This is a genomic window from Bacteroides sp. 11BF, assembly GCF_019633765.1.
Taxonomy (GTDB): Bacteria; Bacteroidota; Bacteroidia; order Bacteroidales; family Bacteroidaceae; genus Bacteroides; species Bacteroides hominis.
Map to the genome: position 1 here is coordinate 69,316 of NZ_JAFKPJ010000007.1, position 24,900 is coordinate 94,215.

A 24,900-nucleotide genomic window follows, 5' to 3' on the forward strand; every position below is an offset into this window, starting at 1 on the left:
TTATGGTGAACTCGTTTTTACTTATCAGGTATTCGTCGGAATGTTTTTATTCATATCTTTGCGATGTTACATTTGAATTAAAAAAAGAAGACCATGAATAAAGAAGTAGATCTTTCAGTATCCTGCCTTGGAAAGGTGAAAGGGCTGAAATATGACGTTATCATCTTACCGTGGGGAGCTACGGAACCCCATAATCTGCATTTACCGTATCTTACCGATTGTATTCTTCCTCACGATATTGCCGTAGAGGCAGCCGAAATGGCACTTGCACGTTCGGGAGTACGTTGTATGGTGATGCCGCCCGTACCTTTTGGAGCGCATAATCCGGGACAACGTGAATTGCCGTTTTGTATTCATACCCGTTATGCTACTCAACAGGCTATTCTGGAAGATATCGTATCTTCTCTTTATGTGCAGGGATTCCGGAAACTGGTCATCCTGTGTGGACACGGAGGAAACAATTTTAAGGGGATGATTCGTGATCTTGCCTTTGAATATCCCGATTTTCTGATTGCTGCCGCAAACTGGTTTGAAGTGGTTTCTCCCAAAGGGTATTTTGAAGCGGAGGTTGATGATCATGCCGGAGAGTCGGAAACTGCTGTGATGATGCATTATCATCCGGAATTGGTGAATCTGGCTGAAGCCGGTGACGGAAAGTCGAAACCGTTTGCCATCGCTTCGTTGAATGAAAAAGTAGCCTGGGTGCCCCGCCATTGGGATAAAGCGACAGCAGACAGTGGAGTGGGAGATCCCAGAAAAGCTACTGCTGAAAAAGGTGAACGCTATGTGAAACCGATCGTGGAGAAGCTCGCCGGACTTTTCGAAGAGATGGTGAAACACGACCTTTATGAATGATGGGGAAGGTATACTTATAAAAAACAGGCAGTGGCGGATTTCCGACACTGCCTGTTTTTTTAATTGTTACCTAAAAACTAATCTTTATTCCTATAAAAAACAACCTATTTATTAACTGCTGCAAAAATACAGCATGTAATTGGATTACGTTTTGATATAAATCAAAAAATATTTTTTACAGTACTCCCGAACGTACACGACTGAGTGTTTCCGGGGTCATCAGCAAGTAGGAAGCGATGTGTGATAACGGTGCCCGCTTGATAATCTCCGGATGGTGATGTAAAAGCAGGTTATAACGTTCACGTGCCGTTTCAAAACGCCATGAATCAGCTTTTATTTGTGATACAATGAGTGAATATTCCAGCACTCTGCGATAGAAAGCATTGATCTCTTTGGACTGTTCCAGTAACTTTTGCAGGATGTCGTAGGGAAGCATGTATATCACTGCCGGTTCCAACGCTTCGGCCATCAAGTGGGTGGGTTCTTGTTTCAATAAACTTTCGATGCACATCAGAATACATCCTTCGTATGAGAAGTGTTCGGTGACATCTTTCCCATTCTTATAATAGAATTGCCGTAACATTCCTTTTCCGACGAAAACCATGTGACGGCTTATTTGTCCTTCGTTCAACAACATTTCACCCTTTTCCAGTTCTTTACGTATCAAGACCTGTGCCAGTAGTTCCCGTCCCTCTTTGTTCATCTCCGGATATCTGGAGTTTACAACAGCATCCACTGTCTCTTTCAGGTTTTCCATCATGTATATATTGATAAGTTATTATAGATTGCGGAGACAAAAATACGAAAATCAGTTGATATAAATCAATTTTTCAAAGTAAAAAGATTCCTTCTACTCCAATGACTGCCCTGGAGAGCGAGAGTATGAAAAAAAAGTTCTCTCCTTTAACATTTGAAACTTAGCTGGTTAACTTATTTCGCATAAAATCCGTGAAAAAAATGTTGTAGAAAGATTTGCGTAGTTCAAAAGTTCCCTCTATCTTTGCATCGCATTTGAGAGGAAATGCGGTTAAAAAGGAAGTTTGGGTGAGTGGCTGAAACCACCAGTTTGCTAAACTGACGTACGGGTAACCGTACCGGGGGTTCGAATCCCCCAGCTTCCGCACCAAATCTCAACTTTAAGATGACAAGGGAAGAGCCGAGTTTATTGCTTGGCTCTTTTTTGAATCTAATTTTCAGTCGGTGGGTTCGTCTAACGGTTAGGACACATGCCTCTCACGCATGTAATACGAGTTCGATTCTCGTACCCACTACAAATTAATAATCAGCCTTTTACGATAACGTAAAGGGCTTTTTTATTGCTTTTGGGTTATGAATGATAAATATGAAGAGAGGCTTGGTACTGACCGTATGTTGCCGCTTGTATTCAGGATGGCACTTCCTGCAGTAATTGCACAAATTGTAAATCTACTCTACAATATTGTAGACCGAGTCTATATCGGACACATTCCCGGAATTGGTACACAGGCGCTTGCTGGTATCGGTGTGGCAGGTTCTCTGATTATTTTGATTTCCGCCTTCTCTGCTATTGTGGCGGGGGGAGGTGCACCCCTTGCAGCCATAGCTTTAGGGCAGGGCAATCGCTCACATGCAGGAAAAATATTGGGGAACGGTTTTGTGCTATTATTACTTTTTACGCTCCTGACATCTGCCTTATCTTATCTTTTTATGGAGCCGATACTTTTGTTTACAGGTGCGTCCAATCAGACTCTCGGATATGCTACGGATTATCTTTCGATCTACTTGATCGGTACTCTGTTTGTAGAGGTTTCTGTAGGGTTGAATACCTTTATTAATACTCAGGGCCGTCCCGGTATCGCTATGTTGTCGATCGTTATCGGAGCGCTACTCAATATCCTACTCGATCCTCTGTTTATTTTTGTTTTTGGATGGGGAGTGAAAGGGGCGGCGCTTGCTACTATTATTTCGCAAGCTTGCAGTGCTGCTTGGGTATTGGTTTTCCTGACATCCGGCCGTGCTTCTTTGCGACTTGAATCCCGATATATGAAATTGGATAGGAAAGTAGTGGGTGCTATACTGGCATTGGGCGCTTCACCGTTTATTATGGCGAGTACCGAAAGTCTGGTTGGCTTTGTCTTGAACGGGTCTCTGAAAACATTTGGTGATATCTACGTGAGCGCATTGACGATCATGCAGAGTGCCATGCTTTTTGTCAGCGTTCCGCTTTCCGGATTTGCATTGGGATTTGTACCTATTGTGAGCTATAATTACGGGCATGGGAACCGGGAGAGGGTTAAAGAATGCTTTAAGATAGTGATGACCTTTATGTTCTTGTTCAATTTTATTTTGATTCTGCTGATGATCCTGTTTCCGTCTGTCATTGCTTCAGCCTTTACGTCCGATGAAAAACTGATAGAAACCGTAGTGCGGGTGATGCCCGTATTTCTGGCAGGAATGACGATTTTCGGATTGCAGCGGGCATGCCAGAATATGTTTGTCGCACTGGGACAGGCAAAAGTTTCCATTTTCATAGCATTGCTCCGTAAGGTGATTTTGTTGGTTCCGTTGGCTCTGATACTTCCGCATCTGATGGGCGTGGTAGGAGTTTATGCTGCCGAAGGCATATCGGATGCTACGGCAGCTATTTGTTGCACAGCCATCTTCGCTGTTCAGTTCCCGAAGATTATGAATAAATTGGCGATGCGTTGATTACCGAGAGGATTGAGGTGCCGCTTTTTGTTTTTTCTTAGAGGCTATATACCATAAATAGATAGTCAATATGACAAAAACAGCCAGAATCGTGATCATCTCTGTTGGATGCCCTAACGGATCAACCCATATTTCGCTGAAGAAATCCATTCGTCCCAATATTTCCACCGGTGTCCAGAATACGATTACCGTGGCTATTGCCATGCGGATGTTTGCTCCCCAAGAGGCAAGTCGTAACTGCCGGCGAAACATGAACACTGAACCGACCAGGCAACCCATACCTATCAACATTGTCACCGGATGATGGTCCCCAAGGAAGTTACTGTCGTAACAGAACATTAGTAATAGGTAGCAACTCCATAACATCATGTTAAGTTCCATGAAGGTAACGATAGATGTATGACGGGTCATGGGGCGTGCCACGATTTCACTTTTCTTACTTCGGAACAATGCCGTCTGACACCAATTGATAAAGTTACAGCCTGTCTTTACACTAAATAGATAGAGCACCATGAACATAGCCCAGAATCCGAATGAGGTCGGCATAATCAGATATTCCGGTCGTGTTACTACTTCTCCATTTAGCATTTCGGGCTGTACTCCGTATCGGTTGGCATAGTACATAAATAAAAACTCTACCCAGCCTGTCCAAAAAAGCAGGCCACCGAACAGTCCCCAAAGCGTTTGTTTCGTGTCGTTTCGTGCAAAGACACCGATGATAACCATAAGCAATCCTACTCCTCCCATGGCAAATGCCGTATAATGGAGTGCAGTAGGAATGATCAGATGCTCCATCATAATCATTAGGGCATGTCCCAAAGGCATGGTAAATAGAACTAAAAGAAAAGAAGCAATTGTTTTCCACCAATATCTGGTTTGATTTTTCATTGTTGTTTGTCTCATTTTGGGTTATACTTAATTTAATTCATCACAATAGTAACTGATTTGTCCGCCACTGTCGCCTATTTCCGAATCGGCATTATACCAACTGATGATTTGTATCTTGAAATATCGTTTACCATCGGCGGTACGTACCACATAGGTGTGATAAGAGGGCGTGTAAACCGGAGGGGGGCCGGCGAAACTCATGGCTTCAGCCAATATCGGATTGGCGCTGGTCAATGTTTTAGCCGGACCGGTATTGGGGTCGAACCACGGATTCTCATTAAAATTCAGCCCATGCTCTATCAGATATTTGTTCCAGTCGTTTTGCGACATTGTGACGTATACTTCAGTATCATTGTCTACCGTCCATTTCAAATCAGCGGGTAGTTGCGAAACAGTTTTCCATTTGTCATAGCTTCCATATCCCAGATCAGCGGCAGCACCCTGACCGATGCCACTGGTACCACTGTTGGTGCGCAGGCGATATCCACAGAATGCGAGATCCCAATCTGTGCGCTCTTTCTGTTCTCCTTCAGTAATATCCTGATTAGGTGAAAGGGTATTAAACCGCTCTCCGGTACGTAAGTTGAAATAAATCCAATCGTTCGTAACACCGGTGGAATAACCGCATGTGCGGGGCAGTGTCTTACCGGTAAACGGTTCGGCATCATATTTTACACACGAAGTTATTATAATGCAGCAGAATGACAAGCATAAAGCTTTAAAAACATTCATTTCTCTCATTTCTTTTTCTTTAATGCATTTATTACGTCGTCTATCATAAACTCAATCTGTACGTGTCCGCGGGCACCGGGGGTGGCGGGTACATTGAACATGGTCACTCCCGAACCCAATGTTTTGGGCTTATAGTTTAAAAGGTTGTCTACGCCCAGTGTCACTTTTACTTTGTTGTAGAAGGTTTGTGAAACGGACAGATTACACAGCACATATGCCGGAAGATCGCAACGGAAGTAGGCATCCTTGCTGGTATTCTCCTCCTCAATCCATACACGATCCTGCACATCGAATTTCTTGTTACCCATAAATGATGCGCTGAAAATGGCCCCCAACCGATAGTTTTTGCGATTGTACTTATAGTCCAAACTGGCTGTAGCTGCGTGAGGAGAGGTGGTGTTAACCTGTACACCTTTAAGTTTGCTCACATTGACAAAACTGTAGGTGGCATTCAGTGTCAGGAAGTCAAACATGCGCCAACGTCCCAGTGCCTCCAAGCCCAGTAAGCGCTGTTTGCTGAGATTAGTGTATTCAAAATTGTATTGCATGTCATAGATTCTCCAGACTCCTTCTATTTTATCTTTAAAGTAGTTTCCGTAAACCGTACCGGACAAGAATAGCCGGTCGTTGGTGTATTCGGTTCCAACTGACATGTAGTTGTTTTTCTCCGGTTGCAGGTATTCGTTGCCTTTTATCTGAAACATACCCAGATGGTCCCAGTTGAAGAAAAGCTCTTTGATACTGGGTGAACGGTAACCCATTGAATAGTTGGCACGGAAACTCCATTGGTCGTTGGGTGAAAACTTGGCTGCGATTTTGGGCATTCCCATGAATCCGAAAGCATGGGAAAAGTTAGTACGCAACCCGGCGGAAATCATCCATTGTTTAGACACTTCCCATTCGTCCTGCAGAAAATATTCCGTTTCTTTCAGTGACCGTGTAGTCATTTTGCGATTCACAAAACGGTCGCTTGTCAGGTCGTCCGAAATATGTTCCACTCCAAAGATCAGATGGTGGGCTTTAAAGTAATTGCTGGTGATGGTCAGTCGTGGTTGCAAGATTCGGCTTTCATATACCTTCTGCCGTTCATTCCGGCGTTCGTGTCGTTTAAAGCGGTCATAAAAATCGCTATGTAAACTTCCGGTTACAGAAAACCAGTCCTTCACATGGTAAGTGGCTTTGATTCCTCCCGTCCAGTCACGTGCCTGACTAAAAGTCAGATCTTGTATCAGGTCGTATGTATTCATGAAGAATGCGCTGCCATAGAGCAAAACCGATAAATCTTTGTTCGGATCGTAATAAACCTTTTGTGAAGCTGAAATATGCTCGGTTCCTTCGATTCCCATAGGCGGACGCGCTGTAGCACTGGTTACAATGATATCGTGAGGTAGGAAGGGATTGGCTTCCTGTGTATATATCTTCTTGTCATTTTCCGCCTGATAAAGATAGAAAGCATCACTTTCGCTGTACCATACATCTGTTTGCGAGGTAAATGCTCCCTGCTTAAAACCTGCGGAGACCCAACTTTGCAGATTTGGGCGGTCAGCATTCTTTTCGAACATGTAGAGGAAGTCACTCTTTGATGGATTTTTATAATTACGTTCGTTCATTTGCCCGTAACGCACTCCGGCATCGATACTAAGAGGTTTGTTCGTCTTTTTAGTTATCAGATTGATAACGGCTCCTGCCGCACGCGAACCATACAGAGTACTACTGGCACCTTTCACAATTTCGATGCGGTCTATGGCATGCAGATTGAAACGTTCGTAATCCAGGTTTCCGGCCATGTCTCCGGTCAGTCGTTCTCCATCCATCAGGAATAACACATGGCGTGCATCCAGTCCCTGCATGCTTATTTCATTGCCAAAGCCTACTTTCTGTATGTTCAATCCCGGTGTTTCCTGTTGCAGAGCCTGCTGCAAGTTTCCATATCCGGCGTCTACCAGTGCTTTTCCTCCCAACACCTGCGTGGTCACCGGAGAAAGTTTGATGGGACGTGCCGTGCGTGAACCCGTTATCACTACTTCGTTCAGTCCCATTACATCTTCCGTCATGTGAAGGGTCAGGTTTCGGGTTGCTTGTGTTATTTTTCCTTTCAGGGGTATGTAGCCTACGGAAGTGATGTGATAATGGTATGTACCGGGACGAGGGAGCTTCAAGATGGCATTGCCATTTAGGTCAGTGATGGCATACAACGTCTTTTCCGGATTATCATTTTCTGCAAATGCTATATTTGCCGCTATTATCGGTTGCTCGGTCTTTGCTTCCAGTATTGTGAGTTGCACTTTTGTTTGGCCCATAGAGGCGGTACATATAAACAGAAGCAGACATGTGATCGTTACAAATTCTCTTTTTTTCATTTTTCTAAAAGGGTGTGTGATTCACAGTTTATGATAACCCATGTTCCTTCTTATACTCTTCCAAGTCTTTTTCAAATTGTGCGAACTCCTTTTCATAGTTGTTGATGCGCGTCTTGTCTATTGTTTGCAGGAAACACTCCGAGCGAACGTTCATCATGTTGTAGTCCACAATAAAATTAATCTGGTGAGTGTCGGTATTATAATAGCCTTTTACACTACTTCCTTTAGCATTGGCCGGAGTGCCGTCTTTTTCTTCCCCCCAAGTAGAGCCGTCCTCACCATAGAATTTGATCCAGCCTGCACCCGGATATTCGTCTTTTTCCCATGTGTTGAGTTGCATGGTTTGTACGTCACATTTAAAGTTGATGATCATCCCCATTTTGCCTACGGTGAAATTAAGAAGAGACACACTGAAAGTATTTGTATCTGTATTACTCCAGTCAAACTTAAATTTGGTGGGGCATCCTTTTTCAAGCAATGTTTTATTGACGCCATTCAGGGTGGCATGGGTATTCAATACGATTTCTCCGGTCAGAAAATCTTTTGCTTTCTTTACGAGCTCTTCCGAAGCTCCTCCTTTGGTTATTTCTTCGTCGGATGAACAGGATGCCAAAAATAAACAGATACTGCAAAGAATGATATAGGATAATTTTATTGTTTTCATCTTGAAAAATAGTTTTTTATGGTTTATATAATGAATATTCGGTTATTGTTTTTTTATATGAATGAAAGGTTGTTTTCTTGTTGTTGTGACAAGAAAACAACCTATGGTACATTAGTTCATTTTGTGGAGAATATTATAAAAAACTTTATGCTCCACTAAAATTCACTTTGTTCCTTCAAATGTAACAATTGCTTCGAATAGTGAACCTGAATATTGAGTATTTACGGTAACTGTAAACTTCAGGTAGTTTCCGGTAATTTCTCCTTCCACTAAAGCATCATAGGATAGGGGGAGTATACCGATCTTGAGTTTTACGGCACTTTCACAGGTCTGGCTGAAGTTTCCTCCGGATGCAGGGACAGTGATGTCCATCGCGTCGACCGTAATCGATCCCGGCATCGAACCTATTTTGAATGAATCAATATGAATATTGACTGTTCCGTCTCCATTATCGGTTACATTGGCAACCTTTCCATAAACCGGATTTTTTTCTCCATTCATGTAAACTCGGATCAGGTTACCCTGATAGTTACCTTCCAGACTTTCGGCAACAGTTGCTACTGAATATACGTCACTTGCTGCACTTGCAGAAACATTACTTGAAATAGCTGTCATTCCGAATAAAGCTATTCCCCAGATAAAAACTTTTTTCAACATAAGATTGGTTTTAAAATTAAAATAAAAAATAACACATATATATATGCTTGTTAGCTGTTAAATCTTCTTTGTCCAACGGAAAGCACCATAATCACTGTAGTCTCTGTATCCGGAGTCATTTAGATTTTTTTTATAAGTACTAAGGAATGTTTTACATGCCTCTTGCTTGAATTCATTTTCTGAAATAAGGATTGTGGCTTTCTGTGCGTCAGCCAGTGGCTTTAGTGTTTCGTACGCTGCACTATAGACATACTGGAAATTGGGATAAGTGATGGTACAATTCTCGAGTTGCAATAATATGACAGCCTGAAAACCGCGGAGAAAGCTTAAATCCATTTTTTTCAATGAAGGCAGGCTGGCCAGTTCTAATTGAGAGACAAGCCCTTTGCTCTGTTCCGGAAATTTGATTTCTTTTAAATTCTCACAATCGAATACATGTAGTACATTAGAGACTGTTTTATCAAAGTCGGTTGCTTCCTGATTGGTGACAAGTGTTTTTGATAGATCCAGTTCTGTCAAATATTTGTTGTTGCTTGAACCGAAACTTGCCAACTTGGCAGATTGTGAAAGATCAATGCCCTCAGGGGTCTCTGCATTCAGAATGAAAAGGGCTTTAAGGTTGTCACGAGGCATAAGATGAGCAACCGAACAATGATTCATGCACTCAACTTGCACATAGAATGGTTTGTAGAAAGGATTATTGATAAAATATTCTAATCCTTCAATTGAATGTATATTTTCATTATCCGCATACCAGGCATCTATGTTAATGCCGCTGCCTTGTTCGGTCAGGGCCATTGGCTTACTAATGTCAATCTGGTTTCCATCTTTTGTAAACAGGCTTGCAAACTTCGATTTCAGATAAGTGCGGAAGTATTCATCGGGAATATCACGCAAGGTGGTATAGGCTTGCAGGGTTCCGTTTGCATTTTGCATCTGCATGTCGGTGGCTGCACTGGCGGCATGGAATGGAACCAGATCCTCTATATTGTATTTGGCCGTTTCCGGTAAATAAAATTTGGTGAGTGGATGTAAGACAGTAGTGCTCATTTCATCATTTACCATTTTCACATCTACCAAACCTTTAAAATCATATATTTTATTACCTGATAAATCAATCGCAGTAATGTTTTTGGGCAATGCGGAGAAGTCGAAAACGGGGCCATACTCATTGTTCGATAGATTAATTTCAGCAAGGTTAGGCAATACTTCCAGTCCCGATAGATTAGCAATTTGGGTGCCCGATAGATCAAGCGAAGTTGTACTTTTTACTTTATCATCCTGTACCAGTTTGCCTTCTGCATTAAAGGTATATCCTTTTTGTTGCAAGATAGTTCTTAGTTCAGTATTTGTCACTTCCACTCCATTCCAATCAATGTTGTTATCGTTAGTACATGAAGTGAAACATATACCGGAAACTGCTATAAACGTGCTAATATACGTTTGAATTTTGTTCATTGTTTAATGATGGGTTTTTTGATAATTAATATTTGTTTTAATCCGGTTACAAAGTTATATGCGGTTTAAAATATGTACAATACCCATTTATGGGTATTCTGCTGTTGAAGTTTAATAGTAAACTTTTTAATATAAATATATTTTATTGGTTGTTGTAGTTTGTATTTTATAAGATGACTTTTTATAGAAGATATTTATGTTAAAAAGAATCGTGCTATTACTGCTTGTGTAGAGGACGGTTAAAGCGGTATTTCATCGAGATTATAAAATAACTTCCTATTTGTTGGGTGTGGTGTTCGGAAAAACCACTCGATGTCGTACTTCGGCTGTAGTTTTTCTTTTGATTCAGCATGTCTGCCCAATAGACTGATAATTCGGCCTGCTTTTTTTTCAGGAAGCGCCAGGTGATACCTGTATTCCATACTATCTGGTTGTCTTCTCCCTGCCGGATATTTGTACCATTACGAAAAGTATAGGTCGCGTCGGTTTTTAATTGTATGTTGCCGGGTAAATCGGCATAGGCATTGAATCCCAGAGAATAGTTACGGGTGTACGTATTTGTCTGCCGTAATGAATTGGAAGAGTGTTGAAAGCGCCAGTTCCCATTCAGGTCGATACTTCCCCATTTAGGGAAGTATCCCAGTCGTAAATTTGCGTTCAGTCCGGTGTTATGGGTAGTACTGTGGTCCGGTTGTTCACTTTCCCCTTCATTGATGAGACCGACATTTTGGATAAAAGATCCTCCTCCGGCGGCCGAAATATTAAAACTACGGATGCGTTTCTGGTAACGTAGTGTTCCATGGATGTTCCAGTTACCATTTATGTTTACCGGATAACTCTCTCGCCCTCCCGTTTGACGGTTATAGGTAATGGTACGGGTCTGGCTGTTTACCTCGTTTTGCCAGTTCAATGTAGCGAATATACCTTTTCGGATGTTTTGTGCTTCCAAACGGACAGATTGGCTATATGAGGGCTTCAGGTCAGGATTGCCGCGTGTGATATTTAGCGGGTCGCTATTGTCGGTCAGTGAAAGCAAGTCGGGTAGGGAAGGTTGTCGGGTATCTCCCCGATAGTTCAAGCGTATCAGACTTTTCCCTTTTTTCCACAGAATGGTGAATGTCGGTCGGAATCCGACTGAATACATGGTAGTATCAGCTTGTCTCAGCCCTGTCTTCTGATCCAGACTGCGTTGCTCAGGCTGAATCGATAGTCCGGTAACAATGTTCCATACCCGGGTGGAGTAGTTTATATGGAAAGAGACTTCGTGTCCGAGTGTGCGACTGTGGCTTCGGTTACTAAGGCTGTCGGTATATCCGGTTTCATACTGCGGAGGCAGATAGCCGGGAGGATCTGTTGTTTCATCCGTCAGACCGGATAGGTTATAAGTGTTACGGTCGCTCTGCTGTTTGCTATAGTTCAAATTGTAAGAGAGCTGCATTTGAACCTTTTTTGTAAAAGGGTGAGTGAATATCAGTCCGATATTCTGATTCCGGTTTCCGTTAGGGCTTCGCTGATATTGATTCCGATAGAGAACCGAGTCATTCCCTAAGCTATTTTCCAATCGGTAATAGGTGGTTGACGAAATAGTGAAACTTTCATTTTTACCTTTGCTGTCACTATATTGTGCCATCAGGCTGAGGCTGCTTCCTTTTCGGTTTATTTGGCGCGTGATGTTGGCATTGAAAGTATATTGGAGGCGCTTGTCTGTAGATAATGAATTCATTGTTATATCGTTGAGTCGCATATCATCGGGGATATTACCGATATTGCCCAAAGGGTCTGATGTTTCGAGATTGGGATTTTCGTCGAATGCGGCTTGCCGGTTGTTATTGGTGTTGTTCCCTCTACCTGAGTTCAGATTGCCGGAGAAGCTCACAAAGGTCTTTTCGTTTATTTGCCAACGCAGGGCAAGCATAGAGTTTATGGTATGGTTTCGGTTTGTACTTTCACCGGCAGAATATTGGTATTTATTTCCCGTACTCAGGTATTGTTCATAGTATCCGGCCGATTTATTACCGTTATTGTTATGATTATAAGTCGTATTACCATTAATGGTCAAATTTTTGCCGAATCTTTTCACAAAGTTAAGTGCTATGTTATCCTGTATATTGTCCTTGTAACTGGTTGTCATGTTACGGTTACCCGAACGGACGATCAGTGAAAGGTTCTCACCGCCTTTTTTAAAGTAGTTACCTAATAATTCAAGGTCCTTCTTATTATAGTTGCCCAGTCCGGCTTTACCCGATGCCAGCAAAGTGCTGTTGAATTCTTTTTTGGTTTGCAGGTCTAAGACATAATTTTCTTTTCCGCTACTGACTCCTGTCATTTTTTCCAGATCACTTTTTTTATCGTATACCTTTATTTTATTGATCAGTTCTACCGGTAAATTTTCCAATGCCAGACTGTTATTTCCGGAAAAAAAGGTTTCACCGTTAACGTTGATTTCAGTAATGGGCAGACCATTATAGACCAGAGTTTTATCTTTGCTGTTGTATTCCAACCCGGGAATACGTTTTACGAGATCTTCCAGATAACTACCTTCCGGTGTTTTATAAGCAGACGCATTGATTATGGTAGTATCGCCTATCTGCTCTATTTCACGTACTTGTGCGGTAACTGTTACTTCATCCAGTTCGATACCCTCTTTCAGTACAATGTTTTCCAGATGAATGTCAGGAACATTTTCTGTTAACTTATGGAATACTGGTTGCATTCCTGTATAAGAAACTTTCAATAAATAGCGTTTATCTTTGTACGCAGGATACCGGAGGCTAAACTTCCCATTTGCGTTGCTTGTCGTGCCTTTAACAAGCGTAGAATCTTTTTCGTTGATGACGAGAACGCTGGCGTAAGGTAAGGACTCTTTTTCTTTTGCGTCTGCTGCCATGCTCCATATTTGTCCGCTGACTCTTTGGGACTGTTGGGCATATAGCTCAATAGCCATTCCGGAAATTAAAAGCAATAAGATACAGGTTTTACGCACGTCCATTTCGTATGTTTAGTATGAATGGTTGCAAAATTAGCGAGTTTCAGGTTTGCGTTCAATACCTTTTATTAGGTATAATAATCAGATTTATGAGTCATAGTTCTCAATGCATGTAACCGGAATTATATATAAAGGGTGGGAGTGCAGATTATCGGATATAAAAAAAGGCTACTCTCACGAGCAACCAATCTTTGTTAACCTTAAATCTAATACTATGAAAAACACATTGCAAATGTACGGATTTGGATTATATCTGCAAATTATTCGGATATAAATCTCCATTTTGTAACGTTATTTAGCGAATTGTCGTTTTCTGTTAACGTTTGATGTGTCCTTTTTAGAGCTTTCGGTCTTCTTACTCCTGTTTCCCTCTTTTAATTAGGCGATTCCCTCCGAAGATGTAGGTTTTTTCTTTTTCCTGAGATCATTTGTTTCTCTACTTTTGTTCACATCAAACTGATATAACTAAAAAACTATACGATATGAAAACTTTAGCTTTCAAATATTTAAAATTGTTTCTGCTGGCAGTGGCAATGGTAAATCTTACTTCATGTGAGATAGAGATAGATGACTTTTATGACGATGATAACATTGGCGGTTCCTATTATAACAAGTCCCTCGATCTTTGCAGTCGTACCTGGGCAGATACGTTTTATGATGCTGACGGAAACTATTGTTATCAGGAGTTGAATTTTTATCTGGACCGTCATGGTGAAGATTATATTCGTGTGGAATATCCCAATGGACGTTATTCCGAATCGGTGTACTCTTTTACCTGGAATTGGGAAGACCGTTCTCAATATTCTCTCCGGATGGTCTATGGTCCCGGTGATGTTTCCTATCTGGATGATGTCTGGATCAGGGGGAATGTACTGAGCGGATACTTGGACGGACATGATAATTATGTTGACTTTACAGGAGTGAGATAACCCGAACCTTTATTGAAATAATTGTAGGCGGATTGATATATTCTTGATATATGTCAATCCGCTTTTTCAGTGTTTTTAAATATCTTTGCAGCCCGAAAAGGATTAAGGTAAAATGACACACAGAATTCAACAGGAGAGCATAAAGAGGCGCTTGGCAAAACTGGCCGCTCCGATTTTTATTGAAACATTACTGATAATGATGCTGGGAGCGGTCGACACCATTATGCTAAGCCGCCATTCTGATAACAGTGTAGCTGCGGTCGGAGTTGTCAATCAGATTATCATGCTGACTTTCCTGGTGTTTGAAGTGATCAATTTGGGTACGTCCGTGCTCTGTTCGCAGTATCTTGGTGCGAGGCTCGAAAAGAAAGTGGTACAGGTGGTAGGTGTGTCGTTACTTGTTAATTTATTGGTTGGAGGGATTATCAGTGTGCTTCTGTTTACGATGGCCCGCACCATTCTGCAATGGATGGGGTTGGGACCCGAACTGATGGCTGACGGTATGGATTATATGCGTATCGTGGGTGCTTTCGCCTTTTTTCAGGCCATTTCTCTTACACTTTCAGCTTCTTTACGCAGTGCCAATAAGGCTATATATCCGATGTTGGTAACAGTGGTAATCAATATTCTTAATATCATCGGTAACTATTCGCTGATTTTTGGTAAGTTCGGTTTTCCCGAACTCGGGGTAGAAGGGGCTGCAATCTCTACTGCTTTCAGCAGGGGAGTGTCTATGGTTATTCTGTTTATTATTCTGTTCCGCAAACATATCCATCGTTTCCCTTTGGCTTATTTCCGGCCTTTCCCTTTTGTAGAGCTGAAAAATTTGATGCGGGTTGGTCTGCCCTCTGCAGGTGAGCAACTTTCATACAGTTCATCGCAGGTAGTCATTACTTTTTTCATTAACATGCTTGGAGTTGAAGCGTTGGCTACCCGCACCTATTGTGTCAATATCATTATGTTTGTCTATTTATTCAGTATATCCATGGCACAGGGAGGTGCTATCTGTATCGGACATCTGATAGGGGAGAAGAAACCCCATGCAGCATTTCTGCTTGGGAAATATGTGATGAAGAAGTCGGTAATGATTACTTTGATTCTTTCATGTATTATTGCGGCTTCAGGCCACACTCTATTGAGTTGGCTGACTTCCAATCCCGAAATTATCCGTATGGGAGTGATTGTATTGCTGATTGATGTGGTACTTGAAATAGGCCGTCCCATTAATATTTTTGCGACGAATGCCCTGCGTGCAGCGGGTGATGTGAATTATCCTTTTTATGTCGGGTTGATTGTGATGTGGAGTGTTGCTGTCGGTGTCGGTTATTTATTTGGAATTTACTGGGCCTGGGGCATTTGCGGTATGTGGGTTGCTTTTGCTCTCGACGAGAACATTCGAGGAATTATTTTTGTCCGTCGCTGGTATGGGATGAAGTGGGTGAATAAAAGCTTTGTGAGGTCATAAATAGTTGCTATCTTTGCGGACGCTAATGTATCCTTATGCGTTTCACGGATACATTGGCTTATGGATACATTGGTAAATTTTCACATGGAGTGGTTATATAGTCTCTTTATCGAACATTCTGCTTTGCAGGCAGTTGTCGTTCTTTCCCTGATTTCCGCCATTGGGCTTGGATTGGGCAAAATTCATGTTTGTGGCATTTCACTTGGCGTTACTTTTGTCTTTTTTGCCGGAATTCTGGCCGGACATTTCGGATTGTCCATAGATCCGCAGATGCTGAACTACGCCGAGAGTTTCGGACTTATTATTTTTGTGTATGCCTTAGGGTTACAGGTTGGTCCAGGATTCTTTAGTTCATTCCGTAAGGGAGGAGTTACCCTCAATATGCTTGCTATTGCCGTGGTGATTCTGGGCACTCTTCTTACGGTTGTTTGCAGTTATACCACAGAAGTTTCATTGCCCAATATGGTTGGTATCCTGTGCGGTGCCACGACCAATACCCCGGCTTTGGGTGCAGCCCAGCAGACACTGAAACAGATGGGGCTTGAAAGCAGTACACCTGCTCTGGGATGTGCAGTGGCCTATCCTCTTGGAGTGATCGGAGTCATTCTGGCTGTTCTGTTGATCCGTAAACTGTTAGTGCGTCGTGAAGACCTTGAAGTGAAGGAGAAAGATGATGCCAACAAAACCTATATTGCCGCTTTCCAGGTACACAACCCCGCTATTTTTGATAAAAGCATTAAAGATATCGCTCACATGAGCTATCCCAAATTTGTTATCTCCCGCTTGTGGAGAGACGGTAATGTCAGTATTCCCACATCCGAAAAGATCATAAAAGAGGGTGACCGCCTGTTGGTTGTTACTTCCGAAAAAGATGCGTTAGCGCTTACCGTGTTGTTTGGCGAGCAAGAGAATACGGATTGGAATAAAGAAGATATCGACTGGAATGCCATCGACAGCCAGTTGATTTCACAACGCATTGTCGTTACCCGTCCAGAGTTGAACGGGAAGAAGTTGGGAGCTCTTCGTCTTCGTAATCATTACGGAATCAATATCAGCCGTGTATACCGTTCGGGTGTGCAGTTGTTGGCTACTCCCGAACTGACATTGCAGTTGGGTGACCGCCTGACAGTAGTCGGTGAAGCAGCTGCCATTCAGAATGTGGAAAAGGTACTTGGAAATGCTGTTAAAAGCTTGAAAGAACCCAATCTTGTGGCTGTGTTTGTAGGCATTATCCTGGGATTGGCTCTGGGTGCCGTGCCGTTTTCAATTCCCGGTATTAGTACACCCATTCGCCTCGGATTGGCGGGCGGACCTATCATTGTGGGTATCCTGATCGGAACTTTCGGTCCCCGTTTGCATATGATTACTTATACCACCCGTAGTGCCAATCTGATGCTGCGTGCTTTGGGATTGTCACTTTACCTTGCCTGCCTGGGATTGGATGCAGGTGCCCATTTCTTCGATACGGTTTTTCGTCCCGAAGGTCTTTTGTGGATCGGCCTTGGCTTCGGTCTGACCGTTGTGCCTACTGTGCTTGTGGGTTTCTTTGCTTTTAAGATTATGAAGATCGACTTTGGTAGCGTTTCCGGCATGTTATGTGGCAGTATGGCCAATCCGATGGCGCTGAACTATGCCAATGATACCATTCCCGGGGATAATCCGTCGGTAGCTTATGCTACGGTTTATCCGTTGAGTATGTTCCTCCGCGTCATTATAGCCCAGGTGTTGCTCATGTTTCTTCTGTAATCATTTTAGGGTGAATTTTAAAATTGTAAATCGTTAAATCGTAAATCATATGACTGCTCAAAGTAATATAACCCCCGAAAGTATCGTTGCCGATCTGCGTTATCTGCAACTGCTTTCACGCAGCTTCCCGACCATTGCCGCCGCCAGTACCGAAATTATCAATCTTGAAGCTATTTTGAATCTCCCTAAAGGAACCGAACACTTTCTGACTGATATACATGGCGAATATGAAGCTTTCCAGCATGTGCTGAAGAACGCTTCGGGAGCCGTAAAGCGGAAAGTAAACGAGATCTTCGGCCACACTCTCCGTGAAATTGAGAAGAAAGAGCTTTGTACCCTTATTTATTATCCGGAAGAGAAACTGCAGTTGATAAAAGCTACCGAAACAGATATTGACGATTGGTATCTGATCACGCTCAATCAGCTGGTGAAGGTGTGCCAGAATGTATCTTCCAAATATACCCGTTCGAAGGTTCGCAAATCATTGCCGGCCGAGTTCTCCTATATCATTCAGGAATTACTTCACGAGTCAACTATCGAGCCCAATAAGCATGCTTATATCAATGTGATTATCAGTACTATCATTTCAACCCGTCGTGCCGACGATTTTATCATAGCCATGTGCAATCTGATACAGCGTCTTACGATCGATTCACTCCATATCGTTGGCGATATCTACGACCGTGGTCCGGGTGCCCATATCATTATGGATACTTTGTGCGATTATCACAATTTCGATATCCAATGGGGGAATCACGATATTCTCTGGATGGGAGCGGCATCGGGAAATGAAGCGTGCATGGCCAATGTCATTCGCCTTTCCATGCGATATGGTAATCTCGGGACATTGGAAGACGGTTATGGCATTAATCTTTTGCCGCTTGCTACTTTTGCGATGGATACTTACGCAGATGATCCCTGCACTATTTTTGCGCCTAAGACCAATTTTGCCGATTCTACTTATAATGAAAAGACCTTGAGGTTGATTACCCAGATGCATAAAGCCATCACTATCATTCAGTTTAAGCTGGAGGCAGGCATCATCAATCGTCGTCCGGAGTTTGGTATGGAAGGACGCAAACTACTTGAGAAAATCGATTTTGAACGAGGGGTATTTGTTTATGAGGGCAAAGAATATTCGTTGCGTGACACAAACTTCCCCACGGTCGATCCGGCAGACCCTTATCGCCTGAGTGATGAAGAACAGGAGTTGATCGAAAAGATACACTATTCGTTTATGAATAGTGAGAAGTTGAAGAAGCATATGCGTTGTCTCTTTACCTATGGAGGTATGTATCTGGTGTGCAATTCCAATCTGCTTTATCATGCCTCTGTGCCTCTCAACGAAGATGGAAGTTTCAAACATGTGAATATCTGCGGAAAAGAATACTGGGGAAAGAATTTGCTGGATAAGATCGATCAGCTAATCCGTACGGCTTATTTTGATGAAGATGACGAAGAGGAGAAACGCTTTGCGATGGATTATATCTGGTATCTGTGGTGTGGTCCGGATGCTCCCTCGTTCGATAAAGATAAGATGGCTACTTTTGAACGTTATTTCATTGCGGACAAAAGTTTGCATAAAGAGACGAAAGGATATTATTATGCGTTGCGTAATAAAGAAGAAATCTGTGACCGTATTCTTGAAGAATTCGGAGTGACGGGACAACATACTCATATTATCAACGGGCATGTGCCGGTAAAAACCATAAAAGGGGAACAACCCATGAAAGCAGGTGGAAAATTATTGGTGATCGATGGCGGCTTTTCAAAAGCCTATCAACCGGAGACCGGTATTGCCGGATATACGCTGGTGTATCATTCGCATGGGCTGCAGTTGGTCCAGCATGAACCTTTCCAGTCTACTCAGAAGGCAATAGAGGAGGGGCAGGACATTAAGTCGACTACTTTTGTTATTGAATTCAATTCACAGCGGATGATGGTGAAAGATACCGATAAGGGGAAAGAGCTGGTAACGCAAATTCAAGATTTAAAGAAGTTATTGGTAGCTTATCGGATCGGGTTGATCAAGGAGAAGGTCTGATCAGGTTCACCACAGAGTCCCACAGAGGAATAATTTAAATATAAACTCTGTGAGACTCTGTGGTAAATCAATTAGAACAGAACCACTCCCGCTTCAGCGATCAGTCCCTTGTCATAAGTCTTGGCTTTATTATAGTAACGGCTGCCACCATAACCGCCGGTTACGAATAAACCGAATTTATCCGTAAACCGATATTCCAGATTGAGGCGTGCCTGTAAGGCATAGAGACGCGCCGGAATACCTTCTACTTTTTTATTCCGGAAAGTTTCGATGTGCTGAAAGCCTAAATCGCCACTTACAAACAGATTTTTGTAGAGAGGAAGTTCGAGACCTGCCCGGTAGAATAAAGCTGCAGAAAATTTGTCATTGAAGTCGAGATAATGTGTACCTCCACCGAGTATAGTGTAGAAGAGTTTGTTCTTAAAGCGGGCACCTACATTGATTTTGGTTCTGTTGCCTCCAAATACCATTAATTGTACTTTGGTTTGCGGATTTGCATTGACCAGTCCCAATTGGAGCCCTTTCATGTCATCTTTATAATAATTGAAAAGTCCGATTTGCAATCCTTTCGCTTTCGACGCAAAATTGAACAACCCCAATTGTGCTCCGTTCATTTGGCCGCCGGTCACGTTGGCGAGTGCGGAGAGTTGCAATCCATTCATTTTTTCTCCCACTACATTCAGCAGTCCCGACATCATAAGTCCGTCATATTCCTCACCGGTTACGTTGGCAAGGCCTGCCAGTTGTACACCTGCGGCTTTATCACCTGTGATGTTCATGATACCACTGATCATTAATCCGCGTGTATTGTCTCCGGCGATATTGCTTAAGCCGGTAATCAATACGCCTTTCGCTTTATTTCCCGTAATATTTACGAGTCCCGAGACGGACAATCCTGCCAGGTCGTTACCATTTACGTTACTGATACCTCCAATTTGTACGCCACGCATACTTCCTCCGGCAAGATTGGCGAGCCCGGAGATTTGAACACCGTTCATATCGTTTTGCACCATACTGCCGAAAGCATTGATACCTACACCATGTAACTTATGCATAGCCGAGAAAAGTCCCAGGTTGACATAAGTAGTCTGTGTACTGTCAAGTGGTTGCGTACATGCTTTTTTCCATAAAGAAAGATTAATTCCACCACTTTTATTTCCGCCTTTATTCTGTGCAGGCAGACAGACTGCAGCCGAAAGAAGAGCTGCGACAAGAATGATTTTCTTCATAAGCTAAGTTTTTAAAACGCAAATTACGCAGATTTGCACGGATTATCCTATTAAAATCTATGCAAATCTGCGTAATCGATGTCTTTTTAATGAAAATAGAAATTATTTTTAACCTTTGGCTTCCTGATACAAGAAGCGTTTGATACTCTTTTTCGGAGTCTTTTCAAACTCTTCCGGATAGATTTTCATTTTCGAAATCTGGCTATAAGCCGGGAGCATTTCATTCAGGGTAATCCGGTTTTCCTCCATTACCCGTTCCATATCTTCATTCTTCAAGCCATGCGCGAAGGCTTCGTCAAAATCCGGATAAACCAATCCTACCAGTTTGTCGTTTTGTTGTACGATAATACTTTCGGCCACGTATGGCAGGTTGTTCAGTTTATCTTCTATTTCCTCCGGATAGATATTTTGTCCGCTGGCACTGAGCAACATGTTTTTGCTACGTCCCTTGATTGTGATGTTTCCTTCGGCATCTTCCAAAGCGAGGTCACCGGTATGCAGCCAGCCGTCTTTGTCGATCACCTGGGCGGTAGCCTCTTCATTTTTGTAGTAACCCAACATTACGTTCGGACCTTTGCAAACAATTTCGCCTACCACATTCTCCGGGTCGGGCGAAAGGACTTTCACCTCCATGTTGAGTGCAGCTTTTCCACATGAACCCGGTTTGAAGCGTTTCCAGTCTTCGTAACAAATAATAGGACCGCACTCGGTCATACCATAGCCCACTGTATAAGGGAAGTCAATCATTCTTAGGAATTGTTCTACCTCCTGGTTGAAGGCGGCTCCACCTACAATGACAGCTTCAAAGTTGCCGCCAAAGCCTTTTATCATCTCTTCGCGTACCGTTGCTTTAATCTTATCATTGATAATCGGCACTTTAAGCAGCAACTTCATGGTAGGAGTCTCCAACTTCGGAAGTACGCTCTTCTTGATGATTTTTTCGATAATCAGCGGAACAGCCACAATCAGGTTGGGTTTTACCTCGGCAAACGCCTGGAAGATAATCTTTGGGCTTGGCATGCGGGTGAGGAAGTAGATCTGACACCCTACCGCAAATTCATACAGGAACTCAAAGGCCAGTCCGTACATGTGTGCCATCGGCAGCATGGATACGATCTTATCACCTGCTTTCAGTGGAAGTACCTCGAAAGCGAAAGTCGTATTCGACCATAAGCTGCGATAGGGGAGCATTACACCTTTTGAATAGCTGGTGGTTCCCGAGGTATAGTTGATAACAGCCAGTTCTTCAGGCTGATCCTTATGATATTTGATATGTTCCTTACGGAAATTTTTGGGGAATTTCTTCCCGAACATTTCGTTGAGGTGTTCACGTGCGTGAGTCAGTCGTTCGCTACGTGATACCAGCAATGTAAAATCGTTCATCATCAGGATACCTTCGAGCAACGGCATGGCAGACTCATTGAGGTTTTCCCAGACCACGTCTCCTACAAACAGGAGTTTGGCTTCCGAGTGATTGACGATATTGTGTACATTATCTGCTTTGAATTCGTGTAAGATGGGGACGATAACCGCTCCATAAGTGAGAGTCGCGAGGAAAGTAACTCCCCAATGGGAACTATTTCTTCCGCAAACGGCTATCTTGTCTCCTTTACGGATTCCGCTTTCTTCAAAGATGATGTGGAGCTTTTCTATTTTGCGGGCTACGTCTTTATACTGTAGGGTGGCACCCTTATAATCTGTCAGGGCATCCAGATCCCAATTGTTTTTGATACTGTTTTCAATGTAAGCTATAAAACTTTGTTCCATTGTTTTTTGCACATTTGATGATAAATTGTGCAAATATAGCCATTTAATTGAGATTTGAAAACTTAGAAGCTATTTAAATTTTTCTTTTGCAGCTTTCATTGTATTCATCACGGGATAACACGAAGGACATAAAGTTTTATTTTTTTCTATTTTAAAACTCTGTGTCCTCTGTGCCCTCTGTGGTGAATAATTATCCCAGATACCACTCGTACATTCTTTGTACCCCCTCTTCAATATCGATCTTATGATGCCATCCGAGGTTGTGCAATTTCGACGGGTCGGTAAGTTTTCGCATGGTTCCGTCCGGCTTACTGCTGTCGAAAGTCAGCTTTCCCTGATAGCCGACTGTGCTTACAATCAGTTCTGCCAGTTCGCGGATCGTTATTTCTTTTCCGGTACCTATGTTGATGTGGCAGTTGCGGATATCTTTTGTTCCGGCTTTGTAGGTATCCTTGAAGTCCACATGTTCCATTACGAATACGCTGGCATCGGCCATTTCTTCACTCCAAAGGAACTCGCGTAGCGGTGTCCCGGTTCCCCAGAGTGTCACTTCTTTTTCAGTAATACCATATTTCCGGAGGATTTGCAGAATCTCTTCGTTAGAGTTGACACCACTGATGCCTTCCACCGGACGCAGGTTCATGTCTTTACGCACAGCTTCCCAATCTCCTTTTTTCAGGCAATGTGCCAAGTGAATTTTACGGATCATGGCAGGCAGCACATGACTGCGTTCCAAGTCAAAGTTATCGTTCGGGCCATACAGGTTGGTCGGCATCACGGCGATGTAATTCGTTCCATATTGCAGGTTGAAGCTTTCGCACATTTTCAGTCCGGCTATTTTGGCTATGGCATAAGGTTCGTTGGTATATTCCAGCGGAGAAGTGAGCAACACGTCCTCTTTCATCGGCTGTTCGGCATCTCGTGGATAGATGCAGGTACTTCCCAGAAAAAGCAGCTTTTTCACTTGATGGCGGAAACTTTCTCCGATCACGTTCTGCTGTATCTGTAAGTTCTTGTAGATAAAATCTGCACGGTAAATACTATTGGCCATGATCCCTCCTACAAAAGCGGCAGCCAGAAATACGTACTCCGGCATTTCCTCATCAAAAAACTGCTTTACGGCCGCACCGTCCAATAAGTCCAGTTCCTTATGTGTGCGTCCCACCAGATTCGTATATCCCTTTTCCTGCAGGTTTTTCCATATAGCCGAACCCACCAGTCCGTGGTGTCCGGCTACATAAATTTTTGCGTTTTTATCCATTCTGTCAATCATGTTTAGTCGCAATCATTCTTTTCACTTTGGCCATATCATGGCGTACCATGATTTTTACCAGTTCCGGGAATGGTGTTTTGCATGGATTCCATCCCAATACGGTTCTGGCTTTGGTCGGGTTACCGAGCAATTGTTCCACTTCGGCAGGGCGGAAATATCTCGGGTCGACCTCTACCAGTACTTTACCGGTGGCTGCGTCAATTCCTTTTTCATTTACGCCTTCGCCTTCCCAACGCAGGTTGATGCCTATTTCGGCAAATGCCAGTGTACAGAATTCGCGGACGGTATGCATTTCACCGGTAGCGATTACGAAATCTTCGGGTACGTCATGTTGCAGGATCAGCCACATACATTCTACGTAATCTTTGGCATAGCCCCAGTCACGCTTGGCATCCAGGTTACCCAAATATAATTTATCCTGTTCGCCTTGTGCGATGCGTGCTGCTGCCAGCGTGATCTTACGGGTTACGAAAGTCTCGCCGCGGCGTTCACTCTCGTGATTGAATAAGATACCGTTTACGGCAAACATTCCGTAACTTTCACGATAGTTCTTAGTGATCCAGAAACCGTATTGCTTGGCTACTCCATACGGAGAACGCGGGTAGAACGGAGTCGTTTCGCTTTGCGGCACTTCCTGTACTTTTCCGTAGAGTTCGGAAGTGGAAGCCTGGTAGATGCGTGTCTGCTTTTCCAGTCCCAGGATGCGGACAGCTTCAAGCATACGCAATGTACCGAGTGCATCCGCCTCGGCGGTATATTCCGGTACATCGAACGATACTTTTACGTGGCTTTGTGCCGCCAGGTTGTATATCTCGTCGGGTTGTACTTGCTGGATGATGCGGATCAGTGAACTTGAGTCGGTCATATCTCCGTAGTGCAGGTTGACTGTACGTTTCTGTTTCATATCGCGCACCCATTCATCAAAGTACAAGTGTTCGATCCGGCCTGTATTGAAAGAAGATGAACGGCGCAGGATGCCGTGTACTTCGTAACCTTTCTGAAGAAGAAACTCGGCGAGGAATGAACCATCCTGTCCGGTAATACCTGAAATAAGAGCTTTTTTCATGTCTATTGTTTTGAGTTTATAATCTTTTTGACGATGCAATATTCGGTATTTTCATAAGAACGGGCAATCTATCTGCTGAATTATTTTCTTTTT

General features: G+C 43.0%; 18 protein-coding genes and 2 tRNA genes. 8 read left to right on the plus strand and 12 right to left on the minus strand.

Annotation, left to right across the window (positions count from 1 at the left end; all coding sequences use genetic code 11):
- The first annotated feature begins 93 nt into the window (after positions 1-93).
- Positions 94-855 (plus strand): creatininase family protein, encoded by a 762-nt coding sequence (locus tag JZY04_RS09040; RefSeq protein WP_005819622.1) that lies wholly within the window; start codon positions 94-96, stop codon positions 853-855.
- Positions 856-1,030: 175 nt separating this feature from the next.
- On the opposite strand, the gene JZY04_RS09045 is transcribed toward JZY04_RS09040, so the two are convergent.
- Positions 1,031-1,612, minus strand: coding sequence for a Crp/Fnr family transcriptional regulator (locus tag JZY04_RS09045; protein ID WP_032530433.1), 582 nt, complete (start codon positions 1,610-1,612; stop codon positions 1,031-1,033).
- Between the two features lie 277 nt (positions 1,613-1,889).
- Here JZY04_RS09045 and JZY04_RS09050 point away from each other — a divergent pair.
- From JZY04_RS09050 to JZY04_RS09060, 3 genes are all read left to right on the plus strand, one after another.
- Positions 1,890-1,976, plus strand: a tRNA-Ser gene (locus tag JZY04_RS09050).
- A 78-nt stretch (positions 1,977-2,054) separates the two neighbouring features.
- A tRNA-Glu gene (locus JZY04_RS09055) sits at positions 2,055-2,126 on the plus strand.
- A gap of 58 nt (positions 2,127-2,184) precedes the next feature.
- Complete coding sequence (locus JZY04_RS09060) at positions 2,185-3,543, plus strand: MATE family efflux transporter (protein WP_032539401.1); 1,359 nt, start codon at positions 2,185-2,187, stop codon at positions 3,541-3,543.
- Here the strand turns inward: JZY04_RS09060 and JZY04_RS09065 are convergent, their stop codons facing one another.
- The 7 genes from JZY04_RS09065 to JZY04_RS09095 form a co-directional block, all read right to left on the minus strand.
- The gene (locus tag JZY04_RS09065) at positions 3,544-4,431 is read right to left on the minus strand and encodes a hypothetical protein (protein WP_250706890.1); all 888 of its coding nucleotides are present in this window, start codon (positions 4,429-4,431) and stop codon (positions 3,544-3,546) included.
- 27 nt (positions 4,432-4,458) lie between these two features.
- Positions 4,459-5,172: an HmuY family protein gene (locus JZY04_RS09070; protein ID WP_122141909.1), complete on the minus strand. Its 714-nt coding sequence runs from the start codon at positions 5,170-5,172 to the stop codon at positions 4,459-4,461.
- On the minus strand, positions 5,169-7,523 hold the full coding sequence (locus tag JZY04_RS09075; RefSeq protein WP_122141910.1) for a TonB-dependent receptor: 2,355 nt from the start codon (positions 7,521-7,523) through the stop codon (positions 5,169-5,171). The genes JZY04_RS09070 and JZY04_RS09075 overlap by 4 nt, the downstream gene beginning before the upstream one ends.
- A 28-nt stretch (positions 7,524-7,551) precedes the next feature.
- The gene (locus tag JZY04_RS09080) at positions 7,552-8,187 is read right to left on the minus strand and encodes a DUF4903 domain-containing protein (protein WP_044299639.1); all 636 of its coding nucleotides are present in this window, start codon (positions 8,185-8,187) and stop codon (positions 7,552-7,554) included.
- A gap of 162 nt (positions 8,188-8,349) precedes the next feature.
- Positions 8,350-8,844, minus strand: a complete 495-nt coding sequence (locus JZY04_RS09085; protein ID WP_005776588.1) for a calycin-like domain-containing protein — start codon at positions 8,842-8,844, stop codon at positions 8,350-8,352.
- Positions 8,845-8,901: 57 nt separating this feature from the next.
- Positions 8,902-10,302: a leucine-rich repeat domain-containing protein gene (locus tag JZY04_RS09090; protein ID WP_122141911.1), complete on the minus strand. Its 1,401-nt coding sequence runs from the start codon at positions 10,300-10,302 to the stop codon at positions 8,902-8,904.
- A 217-nt stretch (positions 10,303-10,519) separates the two neighbouring features.
- Positions 10,520-13,291 (minus strand): outer membrane beta-barrel protein, encoded by a 2,772-nt coding sequence (locus JZY04_RS09095; RefSeq protein ID WP_122141912.1) that lies wholly within the window; start codon positions 13,289-13,291, stop codon positions 10,520-10,522.
- Positions 13,292-13,770: 479 nt separating this feature from the next.
- Between JZY04_RS09095 and JZY04_RS09100 the strand changes: the two genes are divergently transcribed.
- The 4 genes from JZY04_RS09100 to JZY04_RS09115 all read left to right on the plus strand — a co-directional run bounded on the left by JZY04_RS09100 (position 13,771) and on the right by JZY04_RS09115 (position 19,472).
- Positions 13,771-14,217 (plus strand): hypothetical protein, encoded by a 447-nt coding sequence (locus tag JZY04_RS09100; RefSeq protein ID WP_005776592.1) that lies wholly within the window; start codon positions 13,771-13,773, stop codon positions 14,215-14,217.
- Between the two features lie 112 nt (positions 14,218-14,329).
- Positions 14,330-15,682, plus strand: coding sequence for an MATE family efflux transporter (locus JZY04_RS09105; RefSeq protein ID WP_005776593.1), 1,353 nt, complete (start codon positions 14,330-14,332; stop codon positions 15,680-15,682).
- A gap of 84 nt (positions 15,683-15,766) precedes the next feature.
- A complete protein-coding gene (locus tag JZY04_RS09110; protein WP_005776594.1) occupies positions 15,767-17,428 on the plus strand; it encodes a putative transporter in 1,662 nt (553 codons plus the stop codon).
- A gap of 49 nt (positions 17,429-17,477) precedes the next feature.
- Positions 17,478-19,472, plus strand: coding sequence for a fructose-bisphosphatase class III (locus tag JZY04_RS09115; protein ID WP_005776595.1), 1,995 nt, complete (start codon positions 17,478-17,480; stop codon positions 19,470-19,472).
- Positions 19,473-19,543: 71 nt separating this feature from the next.
- On the opposite strand, the gene JZY04_RS09120 is transcribed toward JZY04_RS09115, so the two are convergent.
- The 4 genes from JZY04_RS09120 to gmd all read right to left on the minus strand — a co-directional run bounded on the left by JZY04_RS09120 (position 19,544) and on the right by gmd (position 24,807).
- Positions 19,544-20,701, minus strand: a complete 1,158-nt coding sequence (locus tag JZY04_RS09120) for an LA_2272 family surface repeat-containing protein (RefSeq protein ID WP_005776596.1) — start codon at positions 20,699-20,701, stop codon at positions 19,544-19,546.
- A gap of 108 nt (positions 20,702-20,809) precedes the next feature.
- Positions 20,810-22,468 carry an AMP-binding protein gene (locus JZY04_RS09125; RefSeq protein ID WP_122141913.1) on the minus strand — a complete coding sequence of 553 codons (1,659 nt, stop codon included), beginning with the start codon at positions 22,466-22,468 and terminating at the stop codon, positions 20,810-20,812.
- 190 nt (positions 22,469-22,658) lie between these two features.
- On the minus strand, positions 22,659-23,729 hold the full coding sequence (locus JZY04_RS09130; protein WP_122142017.1) for a GDP-L-fucose synthase: 1,071 nt from the start codon (positions 23,727-23,729) through the stop codon (positions 22,659-22,661).
- Between the two features lie 4 nt (positions 23,730-23,733).
- Complete coding sequence (gmd, locus tag JZY04_RS09135) at positions 23,734-24,807, minus strand: GDP-mannose 4,6-dehydratase (RefSeq protein ID WP_005776600.1); 1,074 nt, start codon at positions 24,805-24,807, stop codon at positions 23,734-23,736.
- Positions 24,808-24,900 lie beyond the last annotated feature (93 nt).

What these genes read in the sequence shown, in the direction of transcription:
- JZY04_RS09090 (WP_122141911.1), bottom strand. Translation starts at nt 10,302, where the DNA reads ATGAACAAAATTCAAACGTATATTAGCACGTTTATAGCAGTTTCCGGT.
- JZY04_RS09120 (WP_005776596.1), bottom strand. Translation starts at nt 20,701, where the DNA reads ATGAAGAAAATCATTCTTGTCGCAGCTCTTCTTTCGGCTGCAGTCTGT.
- JZY04_RS09085 (WP_005776588.1), bottom strand. Translation starts at nt 8,844, where the DNA reads ATGTTGAAAAAAGTTTTTATCTGGGGAATAGCTTTATTCGGAATGACA.
- JZY04_RS09080 (WP_044299639.1), bottom strand. Translation starts at nt 8,187, where the DNA reads ATGAAAACAATAAAATTATCCTATATCATTCTTTGCAGTATCTGTTTA.
- JZY04_RS09105 (WP_005776593.1), top strand. Translation starts at nt 14,330, where the DNA reads ATGACACACAGAATTCAACAGGAGAGCATAAAGAGGCGCTTGGCAAAA.
- JZY04_RS09045 (WP_032530433.1), bottom strand. Translation starts at nt 1,612, where the DNA reads ATGGAAAACCTGAAAGAGACAGTGGATGCTGTTGTAAACTCCAGATAT.
- JZY04_RS09095 (WP_122141912.1), bottom strand. Translation starts at nt 13,291, where the DNA reads ATGGACGTGCGTAAAACCTGTATCTTATTGCTTTTAATTTCCGGAATG.
- JZY04_RS09070 (WP_122141909.1), bottom strand. Translation starts at nt 5,172, where the DNA reads ATGAGAGAAATGAATGTTTTTAAAGCTTTATGCTTGTCATTCTGCTGC.
- JZY04_RS09130 (WP_122142017.1), bottom strand. Translation starts at nt 23,729, where the DNA reads ATGGATAAAAACGCAAAAATTTATGTAGCCGGACACCACGGACTGGTG.
- JZY04_RS09065 (WP_250706890.1), bottom strand. Translation starts at nt 4,431, where the DNA reads ATGAAAAATCAAACCAGATATTGGTGGAAAACAATTGCTTCTTTTCTT.
- JZY04_RS09110 (WP_005776594.1), top strand. Translation starts at nt 15,767, where the DNA reads ATGGAGTGGTTATATAGTCTCTTTATCGAACATTCTGCTTTGCAGGCA.
- gmd (WP_005776600.1), bottom strand. Translation starts at nt 24,807, where the DNA reads ATGAAAAAAGCTCTTATTTCAGGTATTACCGGACAGGATGGTTCATTC.
- JZY04_RS09075 (WP_122141910.1), bottom strand. Translation starts at nt 7,523, where the DNA reads ATGAAAAAAAGAGAATTTGTAACGATCACATGTCTGCTTCTGTTTATA.
- JZY04_RS09125 (WP_122141913.1), bottom strand. Translation starts at nt 22,468, where the DNA reads ATGGAACAAAGTTTTATAGCTTACATTGAAAACAGTATCAAAAACAAT.
- JZY04_RS09040 (WP_005819622.1), top strand. Translation starts at nt 94, where the DNA reads ATGAATAAAGAAGTAGATCTTTCAGTATCCTGCCTTGGAAAGGTGAAA.
- JZY04_RS09060 (WP_032539401.1), top strand. Translation starts at nt 2,185, where the DNA reads ATGAATGATAAATATGAAGAGAGGCTTGGTACTGACCGTATGTTGCCG.
- JZY04_RS09100 (WP_005776592.1), top strand. Translation starts at nt 13,771, where the DNA reads ATGAAAACTTTAGCTTTCAAATATTTAAAATTGTTTCTGCTGGCAGTG.
- JZY04_RS09115 (WP_005776595.1), top strand. Translation starts at nt 17,478, where the DNA reads ATGACTGCTCAAAGTAATATAACCCCCGAAAGTATCGTTGCCGATCTG.